Annotated in this window: 23 protein-coding genes; 10 read left to right on the forward strand and 13 right to left on the reverse strand. The window is 63.2% G+C overall.

Annotated elements, in window-relative coordinates:
- Nucleotides 1-10: 10 nt before the first annotated feature.
- Nucleotides 11-547 carry an MgtC/SapB family protein gene (locus tag ACW5XD_RS05480; protein WP_456493988.1) on the forward strand — a complete coding sequence of 179 codons (537 nt, stop codon included), beginning with the start codon at nt 11-13 and terminating at the stop codon, nt 545-547.
- Between the two features lie 60 nt (nt 548-607).
- Here ACW5XD_RS05480 and ACW5XD_RS05485 read toward each other — a convergent pair whose 3' ends face one another.
- The 3 genes from ACW5XD_RS05485 to ACW5XD_RS05495 form a co-directional block, all read right to left on the reverse strand.
- On the reverse strand, nt 608-2,224 hold the full coding sequence (locus ACW5XD_RS05485; RefSeq protein WP_456493989.1) for an alpha-amylase family glycosyl hydrolase: 1,617 nt from the start codon (nt 2,222-2,224) through the stop codon (nt 608-610).
- Between the two features lie 121 nt (nt 2,225-2,345).
- Nucleotides 2,346-4,313 carry a TonB-dependent copper receptor gene (locus ACW5XD_RS05490; RefSeq protein ID WP_456493990.1) on the reverse strand — a complete coding sequence of 656 codons (1,968 nt, stop codon included), beginning with the start codon at nt 4,311-4,313 and terminating at the stop codon, nt 2,346-2,348.
- A gap of 244 nt (nt 4,314-4,557) precedes the next feature.
- Nucleotides 4,558-4,815, reverse strand: coding sequence for a DUF2442 domain-containing protein (locus ACW5XD_RS05495; protein ID WP_456493991.1), 258 nt, complete (start codon nt 4,813-4,815; stop codon nt 4,558-4,560).
- Between the two features lie 257 nt (nt 4,816-5,072).
- Between ACW5XD_RS05495 and ACW5XD_RS05500 the strand changes: the two genes are divergently transcribed.
- Nucleotides 5,073-7,037 (forward strand): LTA synthase family protein, encoded by a 1,965-nt coding sequence (locus ACW5XD_RS05500; protein ID WP_456493992.1) that lies wholly within the window; start codon nt 5,073-5,075, stop codon nt 7,035-7,037.
- Nucleotides 7,038-7,101: 64 nt separating this feature from the next.
- Here the strand turns inward: ACW5XD_RS05500 and ACW5XD_RS05505 are convergent, their stop codons facing one another.
- Nucleotides 7,102-7,572, reverse strand: coding sequence for an Lrp/AsnC family transcriptional regulator (locus tag ACW5XD_RS05505; RefSeq protein ID WP_456493993.1), 471 nt, complete (start codon nt 7,570-7,572; stop codon nt 7,102-7,104).
- Nucleotides 7,573-7,731: 159 nt separating this feature from the next.
- On the opposite strand from ACW5XD_RS05505, the gene ACW5XD_RS05510 reads away from it, so the two are divergent.
- The gene (locus tag ACW5XD_RS05510) at nt 7,732-8,250 is read left to right on the forward strand and encodes a cyclin-dependent kinase inhibitor 3 family protein (protein ID WP_456493994.1); all 519 of its coding nucleotides are present in this window, start codon (nt 7,732-7,734) and stop codon (nt 8,248-8,250) included.
- Between the two features lie 18 nt (nt 8,251-8,268).
- On the opposite strand, the gene metA is transcribed toward ACW5XD_RS05510, so the two are convergent.
- Nucleotides 8,269-9,213 (reverse strand): homoserine O-succinyltransferase MetA, encoded by a 945-nt coding sequence (gene metA / locus ACW5XD_RS05515; RefSeq protein ID WP_456493995.1) that lies wholly within the window; start codon nt 9,211-9,213, stop codon nt 8,269-8,271.
- A gap of 144 nt (nt 9,214-9,357) precedes the next feature.
- Here metA and ACW5XD_RS05520 point away from each other — a divergent pair, with 144 nt between their 5' ends.
- On the forward strand, nt 9,358-10,596 hold the full coding sequence (locus ACW5XD_RS05520; protein WP_456493996.1) for an HD-GYP domain-containing protein: 1,239 nt from the start codon (nt 9,358-9,360) through the stop codon (nt 10,594-10,596).
- Between the two features lie 58 nt (nt 10,597-10,654).
- Complete coding sequence (locus ACW5XD_RS05525; protein WP_456493997.1) at nt 10,655-11,818, forward strand: competence/damage-inducible protein A; 1,164 nt, start codon at nt 10,655-10,657, stop codon at nt 11,816-11,818.
- Between the two features lie 44 nt (nt 11,819-11,862).
- Here ACW5XD_RS05525 and ACW5XD_RS05530 read toward each other — a convergent pair whose 3' ends face one another.
- The 3 genes from ACW5XD_RS05530 to ACW5XD_RS05540 are packed head-to-tail and all read right to left on the reverse strand — an operon-like array spanning nt 11,863 to nt 14,850.
- Entirely contained in the window at nt 11,863-12,957 is a 1,095-nt protein-coding gene (locus ACW5XD_RS05530) for an ABC transporter permease (RefSeq protein WP_456493998.1), read from the reverse strand.
- Nucleotides 12,954-13,883 carry an ABC transporter ATP-binding protein gene (locus ACW5XD_RS05535; protein WP_456493999.1) on the reverse strand — a complete coding sequence of 310 codons (930 nt, stop codon included), beginning with the start codon at nt 13,881-13,883 and terminating at the stop codon, nt 12,954-12,956. The genes ACW5XD_RS05530 and ACW5XD_RS05535 overlap by 4 nt, the downstream gene beginning before the upstream one ends.
- On the reverse strand, nt 13,876-14,850 hold the full coding sequence (locus ACW5XD_RS05540; RefSeq protein WP_456494000.1) for an HlyD family secretion protein: 975 nt from the start codon (nt 14,848-14,850) through the stop codon (nt 13,876-13,878). The genes ACW5XD_RS05535 and ACW5XD_RS05540 overlap by 8 nt, the downstream gene beginning before the upstream one ends.
- A 286-nt stretch (nt 14,851-15,136) precedes the next feature.
- On the opposite strand from ACW5XD_RS05540, the gene ACW5XD_RS05545 reads away from it, so the two are divergent.
- From ACW5XD_RS05545 to ACW5XD_RS05555, 3 genes are all read left to right on the forward strand, one after another.
- Nucleotides 15,137-16,807: a DUF342 domain-containing protein gene (locus tag ACW5XD_RS05545; RefSeq protein ID WP_456494001.1), complete on the forward strand. Its 1,671-nt coding sequence runs from the start codon at nt 15,137-15,139 to the stop codon at nt 16,805-16,807.
- Between the two features lie 156 nt (nt 16,808-16,963).
- Nucleotides 16,964-17,773: a sugar-phosphatase gene (gene yidA, locus ACW5XD_RS05550; RefSeq protein ID WP_456494002.1), complete on the forward strand. Its 810-nt coding sequence runs from the start codon at nt 16,964-16,966 to the stop codon at nt 17,771-17,773.
- Nucleotides 17,774-18,135: 362 nt separating this feature from the next.
- The gene (locus tag ACW5XD_RS05555; protein WP_456494003.1) at nt 18,136-18,909 is read left to right on the forward strand and encodes a gamma-glutamyl-gamma-aminobutyrate hydrolase family protein; all 774 of its coding nucleotides are present in this window, start codon (nt 18,136-18,138) and stop codon (nt 18,907-18,909) included.
- Nucleotides 18,910-18,918: 9 nt separating this feature from the next.
- Here the strand turns inward: ACW5XD_RS05555 and ACW5XD_RS05560 are convergent, their stop codons facing one another.
- Nucleotides 18,919-19,332, reverse strand: a complete 414-nt coding sequence (locus ACW5XD_RS05560) for a hypothetical protein (RefSeq protein ID WP_456494004.1) — start codon at nt 19,330-19,332, stop codon at nt 18,919-18,921.
- A 115-nt stretch (nt 19,333-19,447) separates the two neighbouring features.
- Here ACW5XD_RS05560 and ACW5XD_RS05565 point away from each other — a divergent pair, with 115 nt between their 5' ends.
- On the forward strand, nt 19,448-20,974 hold the full coding sequence (locus ACW5XD_RS05565) for a mechanosensitive ion channel domain-containing protein (RefSeq protein ID WP_456494005.1): 1,527 nt from the start codon (nt 19,448-19,450) through the stop codon (nt 20,972-20,974).
- Between the two features lie 41 nt (nt 20,975-21,015).
- Entirely contained in the window at nt 21,016-21,414 is a 399-nt protein-coding gene (locus ACW5XD_RS05570; protein WP_456494006.1) for an STY0301 family protein, read from the forward strand.
- 28 nt (nt 21,415-21,442) lie between these two features.
- Here the strand turns inward: ACW5XD_RS05570 and ACW5XD_RS05575 are convergent, their stop codons facing one another.
- From ACW5XD_RS05575 to dapF, 4 genes are all read right to left on the reverse strand, one after another.
- On the reverse strand, nt 21,443-22,153 hold the full coding sequence (locus ACW5XD_RS05575; protein WP_456494007.1) for an HAD-IA family hydrolase: 711 nt from the start codon (nt 22,151-22,153) through the stop codon (nt 21,443-21,445).
- Nucleotides 22,154-22,187: 34 nt separating this feature from the next.
- Nucleotides 22,188-23,144, reverse strand: a complete 957-nt coding sequence (gene xerC, locus ACW5XD_RS05580; protein WP_456494008.1) for a tyrosine recombinase XerC — start codon at nt 23,142-23,144, stop codon at nt 22,188-22,190.
- Nucleotides 23,137-23,817, reverse strand: a complete 681-nt coding sequence (locus ACW5XD_RS05585) for a DUF484 family protein (protein WP_456494009.1) — start codon at nt 23,815-23,817, stop codon at nt 23,137-23,139. Before ACW5XD_RS05585 ends, xerC begins: the two co-directional genes overlap by 8 nt.
- Before the next feature lie 81 nt (nt 23,818-23,898).
- Nucleotides 23,899-24,729: a diaminopimelate epimerase gene (gene dapF / locus ACW5XD_RS05590; RefSeq protein WP_456494010.1), complete on the reverse strand. Its 831-nt coding sequence runs from the start codon at nt 24,727-24,729 to the stop codon at nt 23,899-23,901.
- Nucleotides 24,730-24,840 lie beyond the last annotated feature (111 nt).

A 24,840-nucleotide genomic window follows, 5' to 3' on the forward strand; every position in this document is an offset into this window, starting at 1 on the left:
AGAGGTGATTATGATGACAACGGATTGGTGGGACATAGCGCCCCTTGGCTGGGAAAACATCCTGGTCTGCCTGGTGTGCGGCACCTTGGTGGGGCTGGAGCGGCAACTGCGCGGCAAGCCGGTCGGCATTCGCACCTCCTCGCTCATCATACTCGGCACCTACTGCTTTCTCGCCATCGGCGCCGCCGTCAGCCCGGAAAGTGCAGATCGGGCGCGAGTGCTGGGCCAGCTCATCACCGGCATCGGCTTTCTCGGCGCCGGCGTCATGATGACCCGGGATGGTCAGGTGCTGGGGGTCACTTCCGCCGCCACCGTCTGGATGCTGGCCGCCCTCGGCGCCCTCATCGGCATGCAGATGCTGCACCAGGCCGTGCTGCTCACCGGCGTCACCCTGGCCATCCTGGTGGGGGTGGATTATCTCGAAACCAGCTTCAAGAGCCTGCGCCGCGGCGTGCACAACCGGCTGGAGAGCTGGCGCCATGGCAATGGTCACGCCCCGGCCGCCAGCGCCCATCAGGACGAACTGGGCAGTGGCATCGAGAAGTGATCCCACCTCTGTTTGCCAATGAAAAGGGCTCCCGCAGGAGCCCTTTTGCTGTCAGACATCTTATTGCAACAGCAGGAAGCGACCGCTCAGCGGCGGCAAGTCCACCGTCACGCTGCTGCCACCTATGGCCAGGCTCTCGCCACTCTGAAGATCCAGCAGGGCGCTGCCGCTGCGCAGCTTGCCGACCGGCAGAGCATAGCTCTGGGGCGTACTTGAAACGTTGAGCAGGTAGACGATCTGTTCCGCCGCCGTCTGCTTGATGTCCCCATAGACGCTGCCATCGGCCACCAGCTTGACTCGCTCCCCCTGATAGAGGGCGGGATGCTTGTCGCGCAGGGCCAGCAGCTGGCTGAGCCACTGCTTGAGCTCGGCCTGCTCGCCGCTTGGCACGAAGCCGGTGGCAACCGGCACCTTGCCATCGCTGCGGGCCACGTGATCGTCACAGAGCCCCTGCGCCGCACAGTCACCGCTCACCTGCGCAGCAAAACCCGGCACCTCGTCGCCAAACTCCTCGCCGTAATAGAGGGTGATGGGGCCGGAGCGGGCCGCCAGGAAGCTGAAGGCCGCCTTGTGGCGCTGCCAGTAGTCCGCCGGATTGAAGTTGCCGCGCTCCAGCAGATCGCCGAAACGCACCAGATCGTGGTTGCCCAGCATCAGGTTGGGCATGGCGTGATCCGGGTAGTTCTCCACCTTGTTCCAGCTGGCGTCGAACACGCTGGCCCCCTGGCCGCCCTTGCCTGACTCCTCCACCGCCAGCGCCTGCACCAGGCCGTAACGCAGCGGGAAGTCGAACGCCGAGGAGAGCGCCGGATTATCGCTCGGGCCGTAAGCCTCTGCCCGGATCTCATCGGCCCCCTTCCACACCTCGCCCACCATGTATCCGAGCGTGCCCCACTGCTGACCGGCGGCCTTGCGCGTCGCACTGGCCTGCTCGACCTCGCCGCGAATGGCACGCCACTCGTCCAGCCCCAACTGATAGGCCTGATCGAGGCGCCAGCCGTCGATGCCGTACTGCTCGACCCAGTAACGCGCTACCTCCTTGAAGTAGGCCAGGCTCTGGGGCTGGCTGTAATCCACCAGTTGGCCCGGGTAGCCAGCACCGCCGCTCTTGAGGGCAGGCAGGCGCCCTTGAGGTGAAGACTTGCTCACCCCCACCTTGTTGACGTGACCGAACACCCCATCGAGGAAGACGTAGAGGCCACGCTGGTGCGCCGCATCCACCAGTTTTTTGAGCTGGGCATTGCTGCCGAAATTGGGATCCACGGTGAAGAAGTCGCAGGCGAAGTAGCCGGTGGCATCCAGTTTGTCATCTCCGCCCTGCCCCGCGCAGGAGTCGAATACCGGAGTGAGCCAGATGGCGTTGACGTTGAGACTCTTGATGTGATCCAGGCTGTCAATGATCCCCTGCAGATCGCCGTTGTGCTGGGAGGGGCCGTAGCCGACGCCGTAGTTGGCGGCGCTGTCGCCATCGACGAAGGACTCCACCATCACCTGATAGGTACGCAGGTTGCAGGCGGGCTGATCATTGCCGTAGCAAGCACGGCTGGCGGTGGCAGGCGGCGGATTGACCACGGGGGGCTGGGGCTCGCTGCTGGATCCCCCGCCTCCGCTGCCGCAAGCCGTCAGTAACAGGGCGGCCCCGAGCAGGCCGCCATAGCGCAACGTTCCTTGTTTCATTGTTATGTTCCCGCTGTGGTGGTATCGGCGCACAAGGCGCCGCAGTGAGGGCATGATAACGGCCCCGCCAGCACGGGTCTGTGACTGAAAACGTTACCTGCCTCAGTCGGCACACCCTCGTCTAGAGCACGCCGGCGGAGGCGAAACGGTAGTTGAGGGAGAGCCAGACGGCGCGACCCGGCTCCGGGATGCGACCCACCTGTTCATAGCCTAGCCCCGCCTGACTGGCGTGCACCGACTTGGAGAGGTGCTCGTAGTAGAAGGTGTCGAACAGGTTGTCCACCCCGGCCGACAGCTGCCACCCCTCTGCAAACTGCCAGGCACCGCTCAGGTTCAGGGTGAAGAAGCCGGGGGTTTCCCCCTGATCCTGACCGGCGACCGTGCCCGCGCCCACATCTACCCTGTCCTGCGCAGCGACGGCGCGGCCCAGCAGGGTGAGGTTCCACGCCTCGGCCGGCCGCCAGCCCAGCGCCAGCTTGCCATCGAGCGGCGGCATCTGGGCCAGCGGCTGGTTATCGCTCTGGTTTTCGCCATAGACCACCGCCAGGCCGCCATCAAGACGCCACTGCTCGGCAAACTGCCAGCGCCCTTCCAGTTCGCCGCCCCGGGTCTGGGCATCGATGTTGCGAACCTTGTTCGACTTGTTGCTGTAGAGCAGATAGTCCTTGATGTCGGCGCTGAACAAGGAGAGGGTCAAGTCCAGCTCGCGACTGCGCAAAGCCAATCCCGCATCCCACTGACGGCTGCGCTCGGGGTTGAGGGTAAAGGGCACGCTGTCCTTGCTGCGCTCCCAGTAATCCGGTGCCCGTTTCGCCTGACCCCAGGCCAGATAGCTCGACCAGGCCGGCGACCACTGGTATTCGTAGCGGCCAAAACCGCTGTCCAGGGTCAGGGTATCGCTATAGAGGGTTTGATCCCCCGTGCCATAACGGGTGGTCTCGACCCTGTCCTGCCGGTAACCCCCCTTGTAGCTGTGGGCCCCCTGCTGGCGGCCCAGTTCGGCAAAACCGCCCTGCTGCTCGAAGCGCAGGGTGCGCTGGCGCGGCTGGCTGGCGTAATCGACCCCGCTGCGGGCCCTGTGCTGATCCCGGTTGGCATCGAGCCCGGCGGTCAGCAGCCAGTCAGCCGGCAGGACTATGTCATTGGCCCAGCGACCGCCGGTGTTGCGCCGATCCGGGTTGGAGAGCATCTTCATGCCGCTGCTTTGCCGCAAACTGAAGTTGTCCATGATGTGGTCTATGTCGTTGTCCCACAGGGTCAGCTCGCTGCGCCGCCAATGACGGCTGATCTGCTCCTGCCTGAGCTTGATGCCGAAGGACTCCCGATCAAACATGGGGCCATCCATGGTGCGATCCGCATAGGCGGCGCGGGCGTTGCTGCGCTCGGCGGTGAGTTCGAGCCAGGAGTGCTCACTGGGCGTCCAGCCGAGCTGGGCGGTGCCATTCTCGCGCCGGTAGAAGGAGCGCACCTTGTCGCCGTGGCCGTCGCGATAGTCATCGCTGTCGGAGTGGGTGAACTGGCCGCGCAGATACCCCTCGGGGGCACCGACGGTAGCATCCAGCATCTGGTCGTCGCGCCCGAAGCTGCCATAGAGCGCCGAGGCCTCGGCCTTGACGCCGGAGGCGGTGAACTCGGGCCTGTCCCGCTCGAACAGCACGGTTCCCGCTAGGGTCGCGCCCTGCTCGAGGGATTGCGGCCCCTTCAGCACCCGGATCCGGTCGAAGGATTGGGGAAACACATAGGCGGTGGGCGGATCCATGCGGCCGCCGCAGCCACCGGCCAGCATGCCGCCATCCATCTGCACGTTGAGGCGAGACATCCCCATTCCCCGCAACACGGGATCGCCCCCCAGCCCTCCCTTGCGCACCATGCTCATGCCGGTGACGTTCTTCAGATAGCCGGCACCGTCGGCCGCTGGCATGGGTGAGCCCGGTTTCTTGGGATCCAGGGTCACCTCCAGGGTGCTGGCGGGGCGGCTGGCGACCACCACCATGGGCTCCAGCTGCTGGATCTGCTCCTGACCAGCGGCGCCGTGACAGACGAGACCACCCACCAGCAGGGCGAGCGGGGTGCGCATATGACAAGCCATGTTTATTCCTTATCTCTGTTTATTTTTGTTTTTCTCATCTCACCCAACAAACCTTTCAGCTAAGGGAAGGTTTGCCATCCGGCCGCAAAAAAGGCCTGCGGCGGAAAGCGGCAAGCCTTGACGGGCAAAGCTGGGAGAGGGGTTGGCAAAATGTTGCGCAGGTTTTACCCAAATTGGGTAGAGAAGGCAAATGAACAAACATTCCTGCTACAGGAATCTTGGGGTGGCTCACAAAAACAGGGAGTTAGCTGAAAGCTTCCCGCTCATTGATGGGTTTGATCAGGTGATAGACCTCGTGGGCCGACAAGGTGCAGCCGGCAGGCCACTCCAGCTGGTGGTGGCGATTGATGAAGACCCGGGCGCAACACCGCTCCGAATCCAGCGCCGCAAACAGCGGCTGAGTACGCCAGGGGGTCAAATCCAGCGCTCCCGTGGTGCCGTCCGAGAGCACCACAAACAGGCGCCATTCCTGCAAATATTCCACATCGATAAAGACCGGCATCCCTTCGGCTCCGATTGAAAAATTCGGCGTCATTATAAATAAGCTGCCAGCACGGCTTTGCAGGGAGGATCACAGTTTCTCCAGCCGTTTATGCTGTCCTGCCTCCTAGAGGCCCTTATATAAAAGTCATAAATCGTGCCAAAACATCCTTTTAAACGGCACCTATACGCAACCTTTCCCCGGACCCGCTGTCATAACTCAGCAATATAAAAACAATGTGCCCGAGGACGGGTGCAAACAGGCTTGTAGGAACAACAATGACCACTATTAGACAATGGCTGGGACCGTTTTGGCCCATCGCCGTTTTTTCATTGATCGCGCTCGTCTCTCTCTCCGTCAGCCGACTCGGCCTCGGCTTCTGGCAACTGGAACGGGTCGACGCCGTCGCCGGCTGGCAGGAGATGCTGCTGCAAGGGCTGCGAGTCGATTTCGCCACCCTCTGCTGGCTGTGGGGCGTCCCTGCCATGCTGACCCTGCTGCTGGCTGGGCCCCACCCCATAGGTCGGGCCTGGCTGCAGATCATCCGAATCTGGCTGACTCTGGGGCTCTGGCTGATGCTCTTCCTGGAGATCTCCACTCCCTCCTTCGTAACCGAATACGGTGTCAGGCCCAATCGCCTCTATGTGGAGTACCTCATTTATCCGAAGGAGGTACTCTCCATGCTGTGGGCCGGCCGCAAGGGAGAACTGCTGGCCGCCGTGCTGTTCAGCCTGCTGACCCTGGGCGGTGGCTGGTGGCTGAGCGGGCGCCTGCTGCGCGATCTCACCTTCCCCCGCTGGTATCTGCGCCCGGCCTTCGCCCTGCTCATTCTGGCCATAGGCTTTCTCGGCGCCCGTTCCAGCCTGGGCCATCGCGCCCTGAACCCGGCCATGGTGGCGTTTGCCAGCGATCCCCTGATCAATGCACTGACCGTAAACTCCTCTTACTCCCTCTTTTTCGCCATCAAACAGATGGGGGCCGAAGAGGATGCCAGCCAGTTCTACGGCAAGCTGTCCCGCCAGCGCATTCTGGAGCTGGTACGCCAGGAGAGTGGTCGCGAATCCCACGAATTCAGCTCGGAAACCCTGCCCAGCCAGACCTTCAACGAAGCCAGCTATATCGGTAAACCGAAGAATCTGGTGATCCTGCTGCAAGAGAGCCTGGGCGCCCAGTTCGTCGGCTCCCTCGGCGGCCTGCCGCTCACCCCCAACATCGATGCCTTGTCGAAAGAGGGTTGGGCGTTCGAGCAGCTCTACGCCACCGGCACCCGCTCGGTGCGCGGCATCGAGGCGGTGCTGACCGGCTTCACCCCCACCCCGGCCCAGGCCGTGGTCAAGCTTGGCAAGAGCCAGACCAACTTCTTCACCATCGCGGATCTGCTCAAACAGCGCGGCTACGACACCAGCTTCATCTATGGCGGCGAGAGTCACTTCGACAATATGCGCAGCTTCTTCCTCGGCAACGGCTTCACCACCATCGTCGAGCAGAAGGACTTAAAGAACCCCGTGTTCAAGGGATCCTGGGGTGCCTCTGACGAAGATCTGATGGCCAAGGCCGACGAGACCTTCCAGGCGCTCAGCAAGCAGGGCAAACCCTTCTTCAGCCTGGTGTTCAGCTCGAGCAACCACGATCCGTTCGAATTCCCGGACAACCGCATCGCCCTCTATGAGCAGCCCAAGCAGACCCGCAACAACGCGGCCAAGTATGCCGACTACGCCATCGGCGAATTCTTCAAGAAGGCGAAGCAGTCAGCGTACTGGAAGGACACCCTGTTCCTGGTCATCGCCGATCACGACAGCCGGGTCGGCGGCGCCAGCCTGGTGCCCATCCCCCGCTTCCACATTCCCGGCATTATCATCGGTGACGGCATAGCCCCGAAGCAGGATCCCCGCATCGTCAGTCAGATCGACATGGCGCCGACCCTGCTCTCCCTGATGGGGATAAGCGCCGACTACCCCATGCTCGGCAAGGACCTGACCCGGATGCCCGCCGACTGGCCGGGACGCGCCATCATGCAGTACGACAAGAATTTCGCCCTGATGCGGGGCAAGGACGTGGTGATACTGCAACCTGAGCGCCCGGCGGAGGGCTTCATCTACGAGGACGCCACCGAAACCCTCACCCCGGCGGCGCAGCCGGATGCCATGAAGGATGCCGCGCTCGGGCTGGCGCTGTGGGGCAGTCTGGCTTATCAGAAAGGGCTCTACCAGACGGCGCCGGATACCCAGACAGCGCTGAACTGAACCCGCCGCCGCAATAACATAAAACCCGCCGATTGGCGGGTTTTATGTTGGGCGCAACAGGGGATCAGGTGTGGAGGAAACAGGGCAGCGAGCGGCTGAACCTGTGCTCGAACACCAGCGAGGTCTCGAGGTGCACTACCTCTTCGCGGGAGGTGAAGTGATCAAACACGAAATTGCGCAGGTGTTCGGTGTCGGCGACGCACAGATGCACCAGGAAATCATCCTTGCCACCCATGTGAAACAGGCTGATCACCTCAGGCAGCGCCAGTATAGCGTCGCGGAAGGCATCGATGATCTGGCGGCTGTGACGCGCCAGTTGCAGCGATACCATGGCCTGAATATGGCCACCGAGCGCCTGGTGATCCACCTCGCAGTGCGCGCCCTTGAGCACCCCGTCCTGTTGCAACTTGCGCACCCGCTCCAGGCAGGTGGACGGCGCCACACCGACCAACGCAGCCAGATCCTTGTTGGTCATGCCCGCATCGCGAAACAGATGGGCCAGGATATCCAAATCCAGTTGATCCAGGTTTCTCATCTTAACTCCTTGAACCGATCAATTTTTTAGACTCTGCCCGTAAACCGGGCCGAACACAACGCAGATTGACATCGGGGCCGCGCCCCCTATGCTTTGGCGCACTCAGAAACCGGGTCATGCCCGGTTCGCCTCGCCCTTGCTGGCCTCATAAGGACCTTTATGCACCCGTCTCACCCCTTCTGGAGCCAGGAAGTACCCCGCGTCGATGGCCAGCTGCTGCTGACCCCCTGCCCCGGCACCCAGCAGGTGGCGCTGTCACTGGCACTGGATCAGCTCAGGCTGGCGGGTGCCCATGGCGTGCTGACCCTGATGACTGAGGCTGAACTGACCCGGCTGGCACTGAGCCAGCTTGGCCCACGGGTCGAGGCGAGCGGCATGCGCTGGTTCCACCTGCCCATCGAAGACGATCAGGCCCCCGATGCCACCTTCGAGCAGGCCTGGTCACAGGCACTGCCGCAACTGACCGGACTGCTGCGCGAGGGCAAACACCTGGTCATCCACTGCAAGGGGGGCAGCGGCCGCACAGGCCTGATCGCAGCCGCACTGCTTGTCTCCCTCGGCCAGCCACAGCAGGAGGCCATGGCCGCCATCCGGGCCCACAGGCCCAAAGCCTTCACCCTGGCGGTGCATCGCCAGTGGCTCGATGCCCTGACCGCCCGACGGGAACAGGCCGGCTGAGCCCAGCCACTCGGCTCCTTACTTGGGCTGCTGGTAGGTAAACACCTTGCCTATGTCTTCCACCCGATAACTGGTGAGCTGATAGACGTAGTAATTGAGCCAGTTGGAGAACAACAGGTGGCCGTGACTGCGCCAGCTGGCGCGTGGCGGCCGGCCGGGATCGTTGTTCGGGTAGTAGTTGACCGGGATGACCGGCTCAAGCCCGGCGGCCAGATCCCGCCGGTACTCCCCATCCAGGGTCAGCACATCGTATTCAGGGTGACCGGTGACGAACACCTGGCGACAATCCTTGGTCGCCGCCAGATAGACGCCGGCCTCTTCCGATTCGGCAAAGATCTGCAGGTCGGTGTGAGCGCGGATGAGATCCCCGTCGAACGCCGCATAGCGGGAGTGGGGCGCCACGAATTCGTCATCAAAGCCGCGCAGCAGCGGCTCGTGCTCATCAAGCCTGTGGTGGCGATAGACGCCGGAGAGCTTCTCGCCATGGGTCTGCTTCTCCATGCCATACAGGGCTTTCAGCGCCGCCTGCACCGCCCAGCAGAGGAACAGGGTGGAGGTCACGTGCTGATGGGACCACTCGATGATCTCGACGATGCGCGGCCAGTAGACCACCTCCTCGAACTCCACCAGCCCGAGCGGCGCTCCCGTGATGATCATGCCGTCGTAGTTGTTGCCCCGCACCTGTTCGAAGTCGTGATAGAAGTTCTCCAGGTGCGCCTGGGGCGTGTTCTTCGACTCCCGATCGTCGATGCGCAGCAGATCCACGTCCACCTGCAACGGCGAGTTGGAGAGCATCCGCATCAGCTGGATCTCGGTTTCAATCTTCTTGGGCATCAGGTTGAGGATCAACACCCGCAACGGGCGTATGTTCTGGGTGACGGCCCTGGATTCCGTCATCACGAAGATGTTCTCCTGCCCCAGCACTTCGGCGGCGGGTAACTGATCCGGGATCTTGATCGGCATGCTTACTCCCTGTACTGCATCGGTAAATATGTCTGGACATCCAGAAGCCTATAATAAAGCGCCCACCCTGTCATCAGATACCTTTTGTATTCACCCCCACCTTTGACTAGCATACGGCTCAGTGTGTCTCTCGCATCCAAGACAATGACAGGTATCAAGATTTCAGTAGACCGGCTGCAAGTCGGCAATTATGTTTCTCTGCCACTGGGTTGGCGCGAACACCCCTTCCTGTTTTCCAGCTTCAAGCTCAAAAATGAAGAGGAGATCGAGCTGATCCGCCGGCTCGGTCTCAAGCTCGTCACCATCATCCCCGACAAAAGCGATGCGCCGCCCAAGCCGCTGAGCCAGATCCAGTCGCAGCCAACCGAAACGCAGGATGCCTCCCAGCGCCAGACCGAGATGCAGCAGGAGAAAGAGCGCCGCATCGAGCAGTTGCAGCAGTATCGCCGCGATCTGCAGCAGTGCGAGAAGCAGTTCCAGCAGTCGCTGGCGCAGGTGCGCAACGTGATGAGCAAGATCCAGTCCCGCCCCCTCAACGCCATCGGCGAGGCGCAGGAGCTGATCAACGCCATGACGGAGCAGCTGCTGTCGGTGGACGAGATGGTGCTGCATCTGGTCTCCGACAGCGAGGATGGCAACAACCTTTACTTCCACTCCCTCAACGTCAGCGTGCTCAGCATGCTGCTGGCCAAGGAGTGCAACATGTCGGCCGACGAGATCCGCCAGGTCGGCATGGGGGCCCTGTTCCACGACATCGGCAAGCTGAAGATCCCGAGCCAGATCCTGCGCAAGACCGAGCCGCTGACCAAGCCGGAGCAGAACCTGATGGCCCAGCACCCGCGCTATGGGCTGGATCTGCTCAATCTGGCCAAGGATTTTCCGGCCGGGGCCAAAGGAATCGTGCTGCATCACCACGAATACCTGGATGGCAGCGGGCCCGAGGGGCTCAAGAAGGGGCAGCTCGATCCACTCACCCAGATGGTGTCGCTGATCAACGAGTACGACAACCTCTGCCACTTGCAGGCCAAGGTGCCCTACTCGGCCCTGAGCGGCCTCTACAAGCAGCGCAAGGCCCAGTTCAACCCGGAATACCTCAGCATGCTGATCCGGCTGATGGGCATATACCCGCCGGGCAGCGTGGTGCAGCTCTCCAACGGTCAGGTAGGGCTGGTGATGTCGGTGAATGCCTCCCGCCTGCTCTACCCCTCCGTGCTGGTGTACGATCCCCGCATCCCGCGCCAGGAGGCGGCCATCATAGATCTGCAGCAGGCCGAGCTGTCGATCGCCAAGGTGATCCACCCCAAACGACTGCCGCCGGCCGTGTTCGAGTACCTCAATCCGCGTACCCGGATCAGCTACTACTTCGAACACACCAAGCCCTGATTGACCCGGCCACACAGGTGGCCCACCCTAGCCCAGCCGTCAGCCCCGAGGAGCCCCCATGCGTATCGAGATCATCAGCACCGGAGACGAGATAGTGACGGGTCTGGTAGTGGACACCAATGCCGCCTGGCTCAGCGCCCTGCTGCTGGAGCAGGGCTGGCAGGTACGCCGCCGCATCACCGTGGGGGACAACCTCAAGGACTTGAAGGCAGTGCTCGCAGAGAGCAGCGAGCGCGCCGAGGTGGTACTGGTATGCGGCGGGCTCGGCCCCACCGCCGACGATCTCACCGCCCAGGCGGCGGCTGAAGCCTTCGACCAGCCGCTCACCCTGTTCCCAGACTGGCTCGCTACCATCGAAGCGCGCTACGCCAGCCGCGGCAGGTCCATGCCCGCCAGCAACGCCAAGCAGGCCTGGCTGCCACAGGGGTGCGAGATCCTCGACAACCCGGTCGGCACCGCCTGCGGCTTTGTGGTCACCCATCCGGCCAACCATGGCAAGAGCCGGCTCTTCTTCACCCCGGGCGTACCGTTCGAGTTCAAGCAGATGGTGCGCGAACAAATCATGCCACACCTCAAAGCACTGGCTGGCGCACAGATCGATACCGAACTGCGCCGCTGCTACAGCTTCGGCATCTCGGAATCGGCCCTCTCCGACATGCTGGATGCCGCACCTTGGCCCGCCGGCATCGAACTGGGCTACCGCTCCTCCATGCCGCTGATCGAGCTGAAACTCATAGGCCACGGCGCCAGCGCCGCCGACATGGACGCTGCCGAGGCGCGGCTGCTCGCGGCGATCCAGCCCTGGCTGGTGGGACGGGGAGATGAAGAGCCTGCCCGGCAGATCCTGACCCTGCTGGGGGATAGGCCGCTGACGCTGCTGGAGGGGGAGAGCCGGGGTGCTCTGCTCGCCCTCTGCCACGAGTATCCCCAACTTGAGGCCGGTTTTCGCGGCGACGTTGCCAGCCAGCTGGCGCAGTTGGAGGCAAGGAGTGAGGGGCTGAGCCTGACCATAGGCTGGGAAGGACCGGACGGCGTGCCACTGCTGCTCTGCGCCGACGGGCAACAGATCGGCCAGACGCTGAAGGCCAGCCACCCGGATCCCGATAGCCGGCGCAAGATCCTCGCCTTCGCCGCCCTCGACATGCTGCGCCGCCACCTGCAAGGCTTGCCTGTGCTCGGCAACTACCTCACCCTGACCAGAACGGCGCAGCGCGGCAGCTAGGCATCAAACGCCGGTACCCGCAAAATCGGACACCGGCAAACGCCTCAATCCAGACTCTTCTTGAACCTGTGGGCGGCCAGGGTCAGCATCAGCAGCGTGAATCCCATTAGCCAGAGCACGTCCGGCAGCAACTCAGACAGCTCACCACCCCGCAGCACTATGCCCCGGATCAGCCGCATGAAGTGGGTAGCCGGCAACACCTCGGCAATCCACTGGGCTGGCACCGGCATCCCCTCGTAGGGAAACATGAAACCCGATAACAGGATGGATGGCAGCAGGATGAACACCGTCATCTGCATCGCCTGCAGCTGGGTCTGTGCCAGGGTGGAGATGAGCAGCCCCAGGGTCAGACTGGCGGCGATGAACAGCAGGGTCGCCAGCAGCACCTGGCTCAGGGCGCCGTTGATGGGCACATCGAAGATGAGGTGCCCCAAACCGAGTATGATGGCCACCTGGATCAACCCCACCCCGATATAGGGCAAAATCTTGCCCAGCATCAGCTCCATCGAGCTGACCGGGGTGGTGATAAGCAGCTCCAGATTGCCGCGCTCCCGTTCGCGCACTATGGCCGCCGAGGTGAACATGATCATGGTCATGGTGAGGATCACCCCGAGCAGGCCGGGCACTATGTTGACCGCCGAGCGGCGGGCCGGGTTGAAGTAGAGCACCGTCTCGAAGGTGGGCGGCGCGGATTCAAGCCCAGGTTTCAGATCCGACAGCGGCATGTTGCGAAGGCCGAGCAGGGCCCCGGCTATCATGGTGTCCGAACCATCCACCAGCCACTGACCCGCCGTCTCGCCGGCACTGAGCCGGCGGCTCAAGTCGGGAGGCAGCACCAGCACGGCGCGCACCTCGCCCCGGGTCAGCGCCGCTTCGGCCTGCTGCACACCCACGTACTGCTGTTCGATGCGCACCACCTGGCTCGCCTTCACCGCCTCCACCAGCAGCCGTCCCGGCACGCTCTGGCTCATCTCCACCAGCCCCACCGGTATGTGCCGCACATCCGTGTTGATGGCGTAGCCAAACAGCAGCAGCTGGATCAGCGGGATCATGACCACCATGCCGAACGTCAGCCTGTCCCGCGCCAGCTGCCTGAGTTCTTTCTGGGTAATGGCCCAGAGCCGTCGCAGACTGTTCATGCCCTTGGCTCCTGTCCGGTGCAGCTGACGAACACATCCTCCAGGCTGGGTCTGACCAGCGCCATGGCGGCACCGGCCAGCGCCGGGCAGGCCTGCTGCAACCAGGTCACAGGCTCGGCCAGCTCCTTGTCCACCAACACCCGCAAGCGCTGACCGAGCTGGGCGGCGGAGCGCACCGGCGCCAGCTGCACCAGCTGCTGCTTGAGCAGCCGCAAGTCGCTGGCCTGCACCTCGACCACCCGGGTGCTCATGGCATCCATCAGCGCCTGGGGCGAGCCCTGGGCCCGCACCCGCCCCGCCTCCATGATGGCCAGCGCATGACAGCGCTCCGCCTCGTCCATGTAGTGGGTGGTGACCAGAATGGTGGTGCCCCCTTCACTGAGATCGAACAGCTTCTCCCAGAAATCGCGCCGGTTTTGCGGATCAACCGCCGAAGTCGGCTCGTCGAGCAGCAGCAGATCCGGGCAGTGGATCACGGCCGCCGCCAGCGCCAGCCGCTGCTTCTGGCCGCCGCTCATGGCGCCGGCCCGCTGCCGGGACAATGCGGTCAGCTCATAGGTGGCCAGCAGTTCGTGCAGCCGGGCGCCGAGTGCGGCCCCCCCCATGCCGTGAATGCGGCCCATGAATTCCAGGTTTTCCCAGGTCGTCAATTCGTCGTAGAGGGAGAACTTCTGGGTCATGTAGCCGATCCGCCGGCGCAGGGTTTCGGCCTGGCGGGGAATGCTGAGCCCCAGCACCTCCACCTCTCCCGCCGAGGGAGTCAGCAGGCCGGTCAGCATGCGCAGAGTGGTGGATTTGCCGCAGCCGTTGGGGCCGAGAAAGCCGTGGATCTGCCCCCTTGGCACGCAGAGATCCAGCCCGTCCACCGCCAGAAAATCGCCGAAGCGGCGACTCACCCCCTGCGCCCGGATCGCCAGTTCACTCATTGCCTGCCCTCTCATCGCCGGGCTCCGCCTGCAACGGCAGGCCGCTCGGCAGATCCTGCGCCCCGTTCGGCAGATCTATCTCGGCCAGATAGACCAGCCGGGCTCGGTCCTGTTCATTGAGGGCATAGTAGGGGGTAAAGGCGGGCTCTTTCGATATCCAGCGCAACCGCCCCATGAGCGGCTCGGCCACCCCGTCCACTCGCACCTGCACCGGCTGGCCGAGGCGGTAGCTGGCGAGGGAGGGTTCGGGCACATAGACCCGGGCGTAGGGGGCCTGATCCGCCTGAATGGCCGCCAATACGGCACCGACCGATACCCGCTCTCCGAGGTGATAGGGCAGGCTGTCGAGCCGACCGCTGCGAGTCGCTATGATGGAGAGATCCGCCAGCTCCCGCTCGGCCAGCGCCACCTCGGCCCTGGCGGCTTGCAGAGTCGCATCGGCTTCGTCTATCTCTTCGCTGCGCACGCCCCGGGTCAGCTTGTCGAGCTGTTGGCGCGCCCCGTCCTGTTCGGCCAGGGCGCCGTCACGCAGGGCGCGGGCCTTGTCGAGATCGGCCGGGCTCACCAGCTTCTGGCGCACCAGTCGATCGATGCGCACGAAGTTGCGTTCGCTCTCCCTGACATTGGCCTGCGCCTTGTCGAGGTTGGCACGGGCGGCGGCGATATCCTCCGGTCGCTCGCCATTGGTCAGCCGGGCGAGGGCCGCGCGCGCTTGCGCCTCTTGAGCCCGAGCGCGGGCCAGCACCGCCTGCTGACGCCTGTCGTCGAGCCGGGCCAACAGGGTTCCCTCCTCCACCCGGCTACCCTGCGCCACTGGCAGGGTGCGAATGATCTCGCTGGCGGTAGCGGTCAACAGCACCCGATCCCGCTCCAGAGTGCCGAGTGCAATGGTGGACACCTGTGGCTGACAGGCGGTGAGCAGGCCCGTCAGGGCCAGGGGCAGCAGCAAATGACGCAACGTCGACACTCCTCTCGCGGTGGGCCTGTTCGCCCCCAGTGCAACACATACGCCCGGCGGACAGGGACCTTTCCCCTGAGCAAGCCGGCTCATGGTGCCGTCAGCATACTCCCTGTTACTTTTCATTTCCTCGTTCCAGTTCACCCATTTGTGCTTAGCTCATTGACCAAAAAGGAGAAATGTCTGGATACTGCAGACCAGCACTGTGTTGATGATTCGCATTTTTAACAAAATGCCGATTAACTGAAAACAAGCAGCTATTCCGATATGGATGCGGACGAAGGAAGGGAGCCGGGTGTTAAGCAAAGAGTGGTTACTGTTGTCAGCCGATATGGAATACGCCTGCCTGCGCATCGTGCCGGGGCTGACCAAACCCATCTCGGAGAGCGATATCCAGACGCTGCTGCTGGCTTCCAACTGTCGCCGTTATCAGCCGCTGACAGAGGGGATCAAGCAGGCCATCAGTTTGCTCAACACCCTGTTGAGCAACCCGGCCGCCCCCCTGCCCGGCAATCCGGTCCCCGTTGCCCAGCGCCACGATGCCAGCATCCTGTTGGTGGTGGAGAAGGACCGGATGAGTGCCACCGCCCAGATCACCGCCGATTGGGGCGGCAAATACCTCACCAGCGAGCGGTTGGAGCAGGCGATCCAGTCCAGCGAGATCAGTCAGGGCGTGCAGGCGCAACTCATCGCCGCCGCCGTGCTGGCCGCCAAGGAAGCGACGCCGGGCGCCCAGCTCAGGCTGCCGGTGGCGCATGGCAAGGCCGCCGTCAACGGCCAGGACACCCGCTTCGAGCGACTGGTGGAGACCCCGGCCGAGCGCATCCTCAAACCCCAGGAACTGGATCATGGCCGGGTCGACATGCGCGACCTCGGCACCATGCTCACCGTCAAGGCCGGTGCCCAGCTGATGCGCCGCCATCCTGCCACTCAAGGTGTACCCGGCTTCACCGTCACCGGTCAGGAGCTGCCAGCCAAACACGGCAAGGACAGCCCCATGGTCGCCGGTGAAGGCACCTTCGTCTCGCCGGACGATCCCGATCTGCTGCTGGCCAGTCGCCCCGGCCTGCCGCGCCAGGAGAAAAACGGCATGAAGGTGGACGACGTGCTGAGCGTCAAGCAGGTCGACATCCGCCACGGCCACGTCATCTTCGAGGGAGCCCTGATAGTGGCGGGAGATGTCACCCCCGGCATGAAGATAAAGACCAGTGGCGACGTAGTGATCGGTGGCTTCGTCGAGGGGGGCTACATAGAATCGAGCGGCACTATCACGGTGCGCAACGGCATCATAGGCCGCAAGAGCGAGCAGAGTGACGAGTACCTTTGCCACCTCAATGCCCAGGGCGAGATCCACGCCAGCTATGCCCAGTACGCCAAGCTGGAGGCCGGTGGCGACATCCAGATCCAGAGCCAGCTCAGCCACTGTTACAGCCGCAGCGGGCAAGACATCAAGGTGGGCGACAGCGGCATGCGCAAGGGTCATCTGCTGGGGGGCATCAGCATCGCCAATCGCCTCATCATGGCCCCCATCCTGGGGGCCTCGGCCTACAACCAGACCCGGTTGCAGATCCTCGGTGGCTACTTTACCCACAAGGAGCAGGAGCAGGCCCTGCGCCAGCGCAAGCAGGAGTGTCGTGACCAGCTGGACAAGCTGCAGGATCTGCTGCTCAAGCTGTTGCAGCTGCCAGCGGACAGGCGCAATCCCCAGACAGTGCAGAAGATCAAATTGATCCGCACCCAGCATATCGACGAGAGCAAGCTGCTGGATGAACAGCTGGAGGCGGCGCAGGAAGAGCTGCAGAAACTGATGGCGGAGATGGACATCATCGCCACCCAACGCGTCTTCCCCGGAGTCGAGGTGGAGATGGCCCATCACCACTACCGGGTCGACATAGAGCACGGCCCCATCCACTTCGCCATCCGCGAAGATCAGTTGCAGCTGACCCCCTACGAGCCCCACAAGTGACAGCCAGCGAGCCCTGAGGCTTGCTTCCCACCGGCAATATTCCCCCTGCCGGCGCCGCCTCTCGCCGCCAACCCGTGATCCTGGCGGCGAATTTCGCTACACTCGGCCTCCCATTGGCCCCATAGGGCGGGCCAGCCAGACTTCAGGTAGTGAGAGATGTACAAGCTGATCGCATTGGATATGGATGGCACCCTGTTGAACTCCCAGGGCCAGATTTCACCCCGCACCCACGCCGCCATCCAGGCCGCCCGCGCCCGGGGAGTGACTGTGGTGCTGGCGTCAGGCCGCCCGCTGGAAGGGATGAGCCACTACCTGGCCGAGCTCGGCCTCACCGGTCAGGATGACTACGTCATCTGCTACAACGGCGCCCTGGTGCAACAGGTGGCCGATCAGCGCATCATCCGCAGCCAGCTGCTGACTGGCAGCGACGCCAGCGCCATCGCCAGGCTGGCAACCGAGCTGGAGGTGAACGTACACGGCTTCTCTGTCACCCGGGGCCTCATCAGCCCCAGGGTCAGCACCTATACCGAGCACGAATCCCGCCTCATCGGCATGCCCATCAATCTGATCGATTTCGCCACCCTGCCCGCCGACGAGCAGATCCTGAAGGTGATGATGATCGACGAGCCGCCCCAGCTCTCCCGCGCCATCGAACGCCTGCCCGCCGATCTTCATGAACGCTACACAGTGGTGCGCAGCGCCCCCTACTTCCTCGAGTTCATGCACAAGAACAGCAACAAGGGGACCGGCGTCGCCGCCCTGGCCGAACATCTGGGGCTGGACGCCTCCCAGGTGATCGCGGTGGGGGATGCGGGCAACGATCATCACATGATCGAATACGCCGGGCTTGGCGTGGCCATGGGCAACGCCACCGACGAGATCAAGGCGCTGGCCCAGCACACCACGGCGCGCAACGATGAAGACGGGGTCACCCTGGTCATCGAGCGTTTCGTGCTGAACGCCTGAGTCGACAAAGGGGCCTGCGGGCCCCTTCTGCTATCCGGTTACCCCGGTCAGATGTTTAATATATCCACCACAGACCATATCCCTCATCTCGCCAACATCCCCCGCAGGCCCCTTAAGAAGGGACTAAAGACAGCTCTCCGCTTAAAACAGTTAACATTTCAGCATCATTTCGTTTGACATATTGAACGGCCTTGGCAGACTGGGATCAGGATCCAGGCTGTCGTTGCCCAGGCTGACCGACGATTCTGGTACTGCGGCACGACCCTGATCCCATGACCATGCCTTGAGGCATGCCCTTGTCCTTTCAGCGGCAGCAAGGGCCTTCCCAAGGCGCAGGATTGCAAAGGATAGCAAGGTGAATCATGACAACTCGCAACCCCCACACCCCGCGTAAACCCGTCGTACTCATGACCATGGGTGCCCAACCCCGCAATGGTCACGCCTATCAGGTGATGACCCACAAATACATAATGCCGCTGGTGGAGATCAGCGGCTGCGTGCCACTGCTGGTGCCGACCTGCTGTGGCACCGAGGATCTGGCGCAGTATCTGGATCTGGCGGACGGCGTCTATCTGAGCGGCGCCGGATCCAACATAGATCCCGCCCTCTACGGCCAGGAGAACCTGACCCCGGAGAAGCAGCAGGACAGGGACAGGGATCTGTTCGACATCCCGCTGGTGCGCGCCGCCCTCGATCGCGACCTGCCGATCCTCGGGATCTGCCGCGGCATGCAGGAGATCAACGTGGCCCTTGGCGGTGACATTCATCAGAAGGTCTACAACGAGCCGGGGTATGACGATCACAGGGAAGATTCAGACGATCCGGTCGACGAGCAGTACGGGGAGAGTCATCAGGTCGAGCTGGTGCCCGGCAGCTGGTTTGCCGAGCTGATGGGGCAACCGTCCATCCCGGTCAATTCGCTGCATGGACAGGGGATCAAGACGCTGGCCAAAAGGCTGGAACCGCTGGCCCATGCCGAGGATGGGTTGATCGAGGCGCTCCACGCCCCCGCCCTCGCCTCCTTCCTGCTGGCGGTGCAGTGGCACCCGGAGTGGAAGGCGAACGAGAATCCCCACTCCATCAAGATTTTCGAGGCCTTCGGCGACGCCTGCCGGGCCCGCCTGGCCGGCGCCTGACCCGACCGGCTAGTCGCCAAACCCTCGCGCCTTGAGCTTGGGCAAACCACCCCGCTCGGGGCGCAGGGTACGGCACACATCCAACCCCTTGAGCCCGCGCTGGATGTGATCCGGCGTGTGGCCAAACACCATGCCGTTGCTGCGATAGAGGGCGTCATCATCGAGCTCGAACAACTCGCCCCCGATGAGCAGTTGCTCGCGACCATTGACCGTCTTGCCCCGCTTGAGCGGCAGCGTCATGTCGGTCAGCACCTCGCCGGTGGCACAGCCCTCACGCCAGCGGGCCTCGTCGGAGAAGGGGGTGATGGCAATCTCGCGCCAGGAGCCATCGCGAAACTCGACCCGATACTTGTCGGCCAGCTGATCACAACCCACCAGCAACCAGGCCCCTGCGATCCAGACCATCTTGTTTAACTTGCGCACTCCCACCACTCCCTTGTCAGACTGGCGCCCAGCATAAATAAATTGCCCTCACCCCGCACCCATTTACCGGTTCGAAAGCAACTATGCTGGAAATAACCAATGATAAGGGGCTGTTATGTTTAGCGATCACCTCATTGCGCTACCTACCCTGCTGTGGATTGGTGAGCACCCGTTCTGGACCCTGCTGACCCTGTTTTTACTCGCAACCCATTTCTGGCGCTCCCCTGGCCGGCGGCGGGAGCTGCTCTCCGAGCTGGGCTTCGTGATGATAAGTCTGGTGCTGATCCTGCTGATCCAGTTCGAGGGCGGCTGGTTTCGCCTGCCCCTTCCCCATCATTGGCTGGTGGAGATCTCCAGCCTGCTAGCCGGTCTGGTGCTGGTGAAGGTCTGGGGGATACTGTTGTTCCAGTTTCTGCTGCCCCTGTGCCAGATCCGCATCCCGCGCATCATTGCCGACATCGTCATCACGGTCGGCTATATCGGCTGGTGCCTGTTCCGGCTCTACGCCTCCGGCATGGCACTCGGCGAGATAGTCACCACCTCCGCCGTCATCACCGCCGTCATCGCCTTCTCCATGCAGGACACTCTGGGCAATCTGCTGGCCGGGGTCTCCATCCAGCTCGACAACTCCATCGCCATCGGCGACTGGCTGCAGGTCGACACCATCCAGGGCCGGGTGGTGGAGATCAACTGGCGCGCTACCACCATAGAGACCCGCAACTGGGAAACCGTGGTGATCCCCAACAGCCACCTGCTCAAGCAGCGTTTCACCGTGCTGGGACGGCGACAGAACGCCCCCCTGCAGTGGCGGCGCTGGGTCTGGTTCGATATCACCCTGGACACCCTGCCGACCCAGATCATAGCGCTGGTGGAACACTCCCTGCGGGAGACCCGCATCCGCCATGTCTCCGCCAGCCCCCAGCCTGACTGCCTGCTGATGAACGTGGAAAATGGCATCGCCCGCTATGCGGTGCGCTACTGGCTCACCGATCTCGCGGTGGACGATCCCACCGACTCGGCGGTACGCACCCTGATCGATGCCGCCCTGCGCCGCAACGACAGGCGTCTCACCCCTCCCATCTTCAATGTCTTCATGACCACGGATCAGGATCACAAGGATCAGCGCCACAAGCGCCATACCGCCGAACGCACCGACACACTGCGCCGCCTGCCGCTGTTCGCAATGCTACAGGAGGAGGAGCTGCTGCGGTTGGCAGATCAGGTCAAGTTCGCTCCCTTCGTCAACGGCGATCGCATGCTGAGTCAGGGAGAGGTCTCGGGTTGGCTGTTCGTGTTGGTGAAGGGGGATGCCCAGATGCTGGTGGAGGTGGAAGGGCGCGAGCTGCCGCTCGGTACCCTCAATGCCGGCGACTTCTTCGGCGAGCTGAGCCTGCTCACCGGCGAGCCCAGCCCGTTCACCGTGCGGGCCTTGGGGACCGTCGAAACCTATCGCATCAATCAGGCCATGTTCCAGGAGCTGGTGGCCCAGCGCGGATCCCTGCTCGAGCCGCTCTACAAGGTGTTGAGCGCCCGTCAGCTGGAGCAACAGTCACTGCTGGCGCGGGAGGCGGAAGCCATGAAACAGATCGCACCGCCGCGAGATCTGCTGGACAAACTGAAGGCGCTGTTTGGCGGCCGATGACGTAGCATGGCGACTCAGGCTTTCTACCAGAGACCGACTTCATGCTGTTGACCGCACTGGCCCTGAGCGCCACCCTGCAATTTGACTGCCCACCCAGTATCGAGACCCGCCAGCAACTGTTGACTACCCCAGAGGGCTGGCAGGGTCTGAGCCGGGATCCGGAAGGAAAACCGAGTCAAAACCTGAGCCACCGGCTGGCAAACCTGGCGCTGTTTGATGGTGAGCCGGGTGAACGGGTTCAGCTCAAACCGGACAATGGCGACAGCGACGAGATCCACTACTGGAGCCTGCTCGGCAGCCGCCTGCGCCCCCTCTATCTGGTCTGCCACTATCAGGATACCGCCCTCGCCCTGCAGCAGGCGCTGCCCCCCGGCATCAGCTACTGCCGGGTCAATCAGGGCGACTCTTACGATCTGCGCGGGCTGATCTGCCGCAAATAACGCAGTGAAGGGCGGCCAGCAATCGCCGTTAGAGCAGCAAGTCGTCCAGCTCGCCGAGTGCATTGAGCTCCACATCCGGCAACAGTTGCAACCCCTGCCAGGGCTGCTGGCGATCGTTGAGCCAGGCGGCCCGAAAACCGTGCAGGCGGGCGCCCAGCACATCCGTCTGCGGGTGATCCCCCACATGCAGGATCTGGCCGGGTGCCAGCTTGAGGGCCCTCTGCGCCTCTACAAACATGTCCGGCGCCGGCTTCATCATCCTGCCAAGGCCAGCCTTGCAGACCAGGGTGAAGTAATCCGCCAGCCCGGCCTGCACCAGGTCCAGATTGCCGTTGGTGATGACCGCCAGCGGATAGCGCCCGGCCAATCGCGCCAGCAAGTCATGGGTCGCGGCGCTCACCGTTATCCTGGATCGCTCGGCGAGAAAGGCGGCGAATACCTGTTCGGCCTCCCGGCTGGCGGTGGCGGCCGTCATGCCCCCCAGCACCATGGCCTCATGAATGGTGCGCTGACGCGCCAGGCTGACATCCTGGCGCAACTCGGGATGGGCAAGCAGCATGGCGCGCTTGAGTTCCAGCCAGCGCGGCTTGTCCAGCATGGCGGTCGCCAGGTATTCGCTGCGCAGATGGGCCAGCATCCACTGCTCGGCCCGTTCAATGGCAGGGCCGTTGTCGTAGAGGGTGTCGTCAAGGTCGAACGAGATGGCGGCCACCGGCTGCCAGCGGCGATAAAAATGCATTCATGCTCCTTCACGGCGGGGTAACCAGACCCCGTTATTCATCTTCCGGGGTGGCGGGATCCCGCTTCGCCCGCGGGTGGGCGTTGTCATACACCTTGGCCAGATGCTGGAAGTCGAGGTGGGTGTAGATCTGGGTGGTGGAGAGATCGGCGTGGCCCAGCAACTCCTGCACGGCCCGCAGATCGCCGGACGACTCCAGCATGTGGGTGGCAAAGCTGTGGCGCAGCTTGTGAGGATGGATGTGGGCATTGAGCGCCTGCTTGTTGCCCCAGCCATCGAGCCGCTCCTGCACCGAGCGGGCTGACAGCCGTCGCTTGCGCTGGGAGACGAATAGGGCCTCGGCCTCGTCCCCTGCCAGCAAGGGTCGCACCTTGAGCCACTTGTGCAGCCACTCCACCGCCATCCGCCCCATGGGCAGCACCCGCTCCCGCGCGCCCTTGCCGGTCACCTTGAGCTGACGATCATCGAGCTTGATGTCCGTCAGATTGAGCCCCACCAGCTCGGCGAGGCGCAGGCCGGAAGAGTACATCAGTTCCATGATGGCGCGATCCCGCACCGCCAGCGGATCCTGCTCGTCGGTGATGTTGAGCAGCTGGTACATCTCGTCCACATCGAGGTTTTTGGGCAACGGTCGCCCCTGCTTGGGGGTCACTATGCCGCGGGCCGGGTTGGCGGTGAGCCGCCCCTGGCGCACCTGCCAGTCGCAGAAACTGCGCAGGGCCGACAGCTTGGTAGCGAGGGAGCTGGGCACCAGTCCGGCCTTGTGCATCCGGGTCACCAGGCTGCGCACCTGGCTCGCCTCGAGCCGGGCCCAGTCGCTCAGGCCAAGCCTGACCAGCTCGGCGGTCATGATCTCCAGGTGAGAGCGGTAGTTGCTGCGGGTATGAGGGCTGAGCTGACGCTCGACCCTCAGGTATTCGATGAAGGCCGCCAGCTCATCGGCCAGGCTGGCCGGCAGGGGCTCGGCGGCAGGAGACGGTGCCTTAGCCACGAACCAGCTCGGGCAGGCGCAGTTGCAGCAAGCGGCCCAGCTGACCCAGCAGCAGGGTGTCGTTGTGGGGACTGAAGTGGCTGGGATCCGAGCTGGCGAAAGCCAATACGCCGAGATCGCCAAGCCGCATCAGGGCGACGGAGTTGACCAGCACATCGTGGCCAAACAGCGCCTGCTTCTCGCTCTGGTTGAGTCGGCCGAAGTAGTAATCCTGCCCCGGCAGCCGCTGGCCCAGCAACTGATCGAGCTGCTTACCCTCCGCCATGAAGCGCAGCTCTGGGCCGCTCAACTGGAATTTCTTCGGGCTGAGCCAGAGCCGCAGGCCGGTCAGCCGCAGTCGCTGCACGAAGGCCTTGCCCATCACGGCACTCACCTCAAACAGGGTCTGGCAGCCGTAGAGATCGCCGTAGAGATCGGCGTAGACCCGGAAGATCCGCTCGTTCTCGCTGGCAATCCCCATCAACTCGGTGATCTCCTGCTCCAACTGCTCGATGCGCTCGCGCTGCCGGTCCATCTGGCGCTCGACCAGCGAAACCGAGCCTTTGCGCTCGTGGGGAATACGGATCCGATCCAGCATGGCCGCGTGGCGCTGGAAAAACTCGGGATAACGGGCCAGGTACTCCAGCACTGTGGCTTCATCCACCAGTGATTCCTGCCGTTTGAGTTCGCTCATAACTTGGTTGGTCCATTAGAAAAAGGGGCTCAAGGCCCCGACATTAGCGCTTGGCAGAGCGGCGTCATCCCCGCCCCATGCCTACAACTCTATCTGGCCGTCGAACACATGCTCGGCCGGGCCCGTCATATAGACCGGCTGACCCGGTCCCTTCCAGGCGATGGTCAGCTTGCCACCCGGCAGACTGACGGTGACCCGCTCCTTGAGCTTGCCCTGACTGATGCCGATCACCGCCGCCGCACAGGCGCCGGTACCGCAGGCGAGCGTCTCGCCCACCCCGCGCTCGAACACCCGCAGCTTGATCTCGGTGGCGTTGACCATCTCCATGAAGCCGACGTTGACCCGCTCGGGAAAGCGCTCGTGCCGCTCCATGATGGCACCCAGTGTCTCGACCGGCGCCTCGGCCACCGACGGCACTTCAATGACGCAGTGAGGGTTGCCCATGGAGACGACACCACACATCACAGTATGCTCTTGCGCCCGCAACAGATAGGTTTTTTCCGCCTTCTGGGCCCGAAACGGGATCTTGCCCGGTTCAAACTGGGGGACACCCATGTTGACCGTGACCTGATTCTCCCCTTCCAGCTGCAGGGTAATGCGGCCACGGGCCGTGCTGACCGCGATGCGATCCCGGTTGATCAGCCCCTTGAGACGCACGAAACGGGCGAAACAGCGGGCACCGTTGCCGCACTGCTCCACCTCGCTGCCATCGGCATTGAAGATACGGTAGTGAAAATCGAGTTCAGGATCATAGGGCGGCTCCACCAGCAGCAGCTGGTCAAAACCGATCCCGAAGTGGCGATCCGCCAGCTTCTTGATGACGTCATTGCTGAAAAACACCTTCTGGGTGACGCCATCCACCACCATGAAGTCATTGCCCAGCCCGTGCATCTTGGAAAATTCTATCAACATCGTGCGTTCCTGTACCCTTTAGGCAGTAAATGCTCGCGACACCGGCGATCGGTCAACTGCTCGCGCGTTCAACGCACACAGAGACGCGTCTGGACCATCCCATCGCCGTGG

Source organism: Aeromonas enterica (genome assembly GCF_054052465.1).

Excerpts from the sequence above, each read along its gene's own strand:
- ACW5XD_RS05480 (WP_456493988.1), top strand. The coding sequence starts at position 11 with ATGATGACAACGGATTGGTGGGACATAGCGCCCCTTGGCTGGGAAAAC.
- ACW5XD_RS05485 (WP_456493989.1), bottom strand. The coding sequence starts at position 2,224 with ATGAAACAAGGAACGTTGCGCTATGGCGGCCTGCTCGGGGCCGCCCTG.
- ACW5XD_RS05490 (WP_456493990.1), bottom strand. The coding sequence starts at position 4,313 with ATGGCTTGTCATATGCGCACCCCGCTCGCCCTGCTGGTGGGTGGTCTC.
- ACW5XD_RS05495 (WP_456493991.1), bottom strand. The coding sequence starts at position 4,815 with ATGCCGGTCTTTATCGATGTGGAATATTTGCAGGAATGGCGCCTGTTT.
- ACW5XD_RS05500 (WP_456493992.1), top strand. The coding sequence starts at position 5,073 with ATGACCACTATTAGACAATGGCTGGGACCGTTTTGGCCCATCGCCGTT.
- ACW5XD_RS05505 (WP_456493993.1), bottom strand. The coding sequence starts at position 7,572 with ATGAGAAACCTGGATCAACTGGATTTGGATATCCTGGCCCATCTGTTT.
- ACW5XD_RS05510 (WP_456493994.1), top strand. The coding sequence starts at position 7,732 with ATGCACCCGTCTCACCCCTTCTGGAGCCAGGAAGTACCCCGCGTCGAT.
- metA (WP_456493995.1), bottom strand. The coding sequence starts at position 9,213 with ATGCCGATCAAGATCCCGGATCAGTTACCCGCCGCCGAAGTGCTGGGG.
- ACW5XD_RS05520 (WP_456493996.1), top strand. The coding sequence starts at position 9,358 with ATGACAGGTATCAAGATTTCAGTAGACCGGCTGCAAGTCGGCAATTAT.
- ACW5XD_RS05525 (WP_456493997.1), top strand. The coding sequence starts at position 10,655 with ATGCGTATCGAGATCATCAGCACCGGAGACGAGATAGTGACGGGTCTG.
- ACW5XD_RS05530 (WP_456493998.1), bottom strand. The coding sequence starts at position 12,957 with ATGAACAGTCTGCGACGGCTCTGGGCCATTACCCAGAAAGAACTCAGG.
- ACW5XD_RS05535 (WP_456493999.1), bottom strand. The coding sequence starts at position 13,883 with ATGAGTGAACTGGCGATCCGGGCGCAGGGGGTGAGTCGCCGCTTCGGC.
- yidA (WP_456494002.1), top strand. The coding sequence starts at position 16,964 with ATGTACAAGCTGATCGCATTGGATATGGATGGCACCCTGTTGAACTCC.
- ACW5XD_RS05555 (WP_456494003.1), top strand. The coding sequence starts at position 18,136 with ATGACAACTCGCAACCCCCACACCCCGCGTAAACCCGTCGTACTCATG.
- ACW5XD_RS05565 (WP_456494005.1), top strand. The coding sequence starts at position 19,448 with ATGTTTAGCGATCACCTCATTGCGCTACCTACCCTGCTGTGGATTGGT.
- ACW5XD_RS05570 (WP_456494006.1), top strand. The coding sequence starts at position 21,016 with ATGCTGTTGACCGCACTGGCCCTGAGCGCCACCCTGCAATTTGACTGC.
- ACW5XD_RS05575 (WP_456494007.1), bottom strand. The coding sequence starts at position 22,153 with ATGCATTTTTATCGCCGCTGGCAGCCGGTGGCCGCCATCTCGTTCGAC.
- ACW5XD_RS05585 (WP_456494009.1), bottom strand. The coding sequence starts at position 23,817 with ATGAGCGAACTCAAACGGCAGGAATCACTGGTGGATGAAGCCACAGTG.
- dapF (WP_456494010.1), bottom strand. The coding sequence starts at position 24,729 with ATGTTGATAGAATTTTCCAAGATGCACGGGCTGGGCAATGACTTCATG.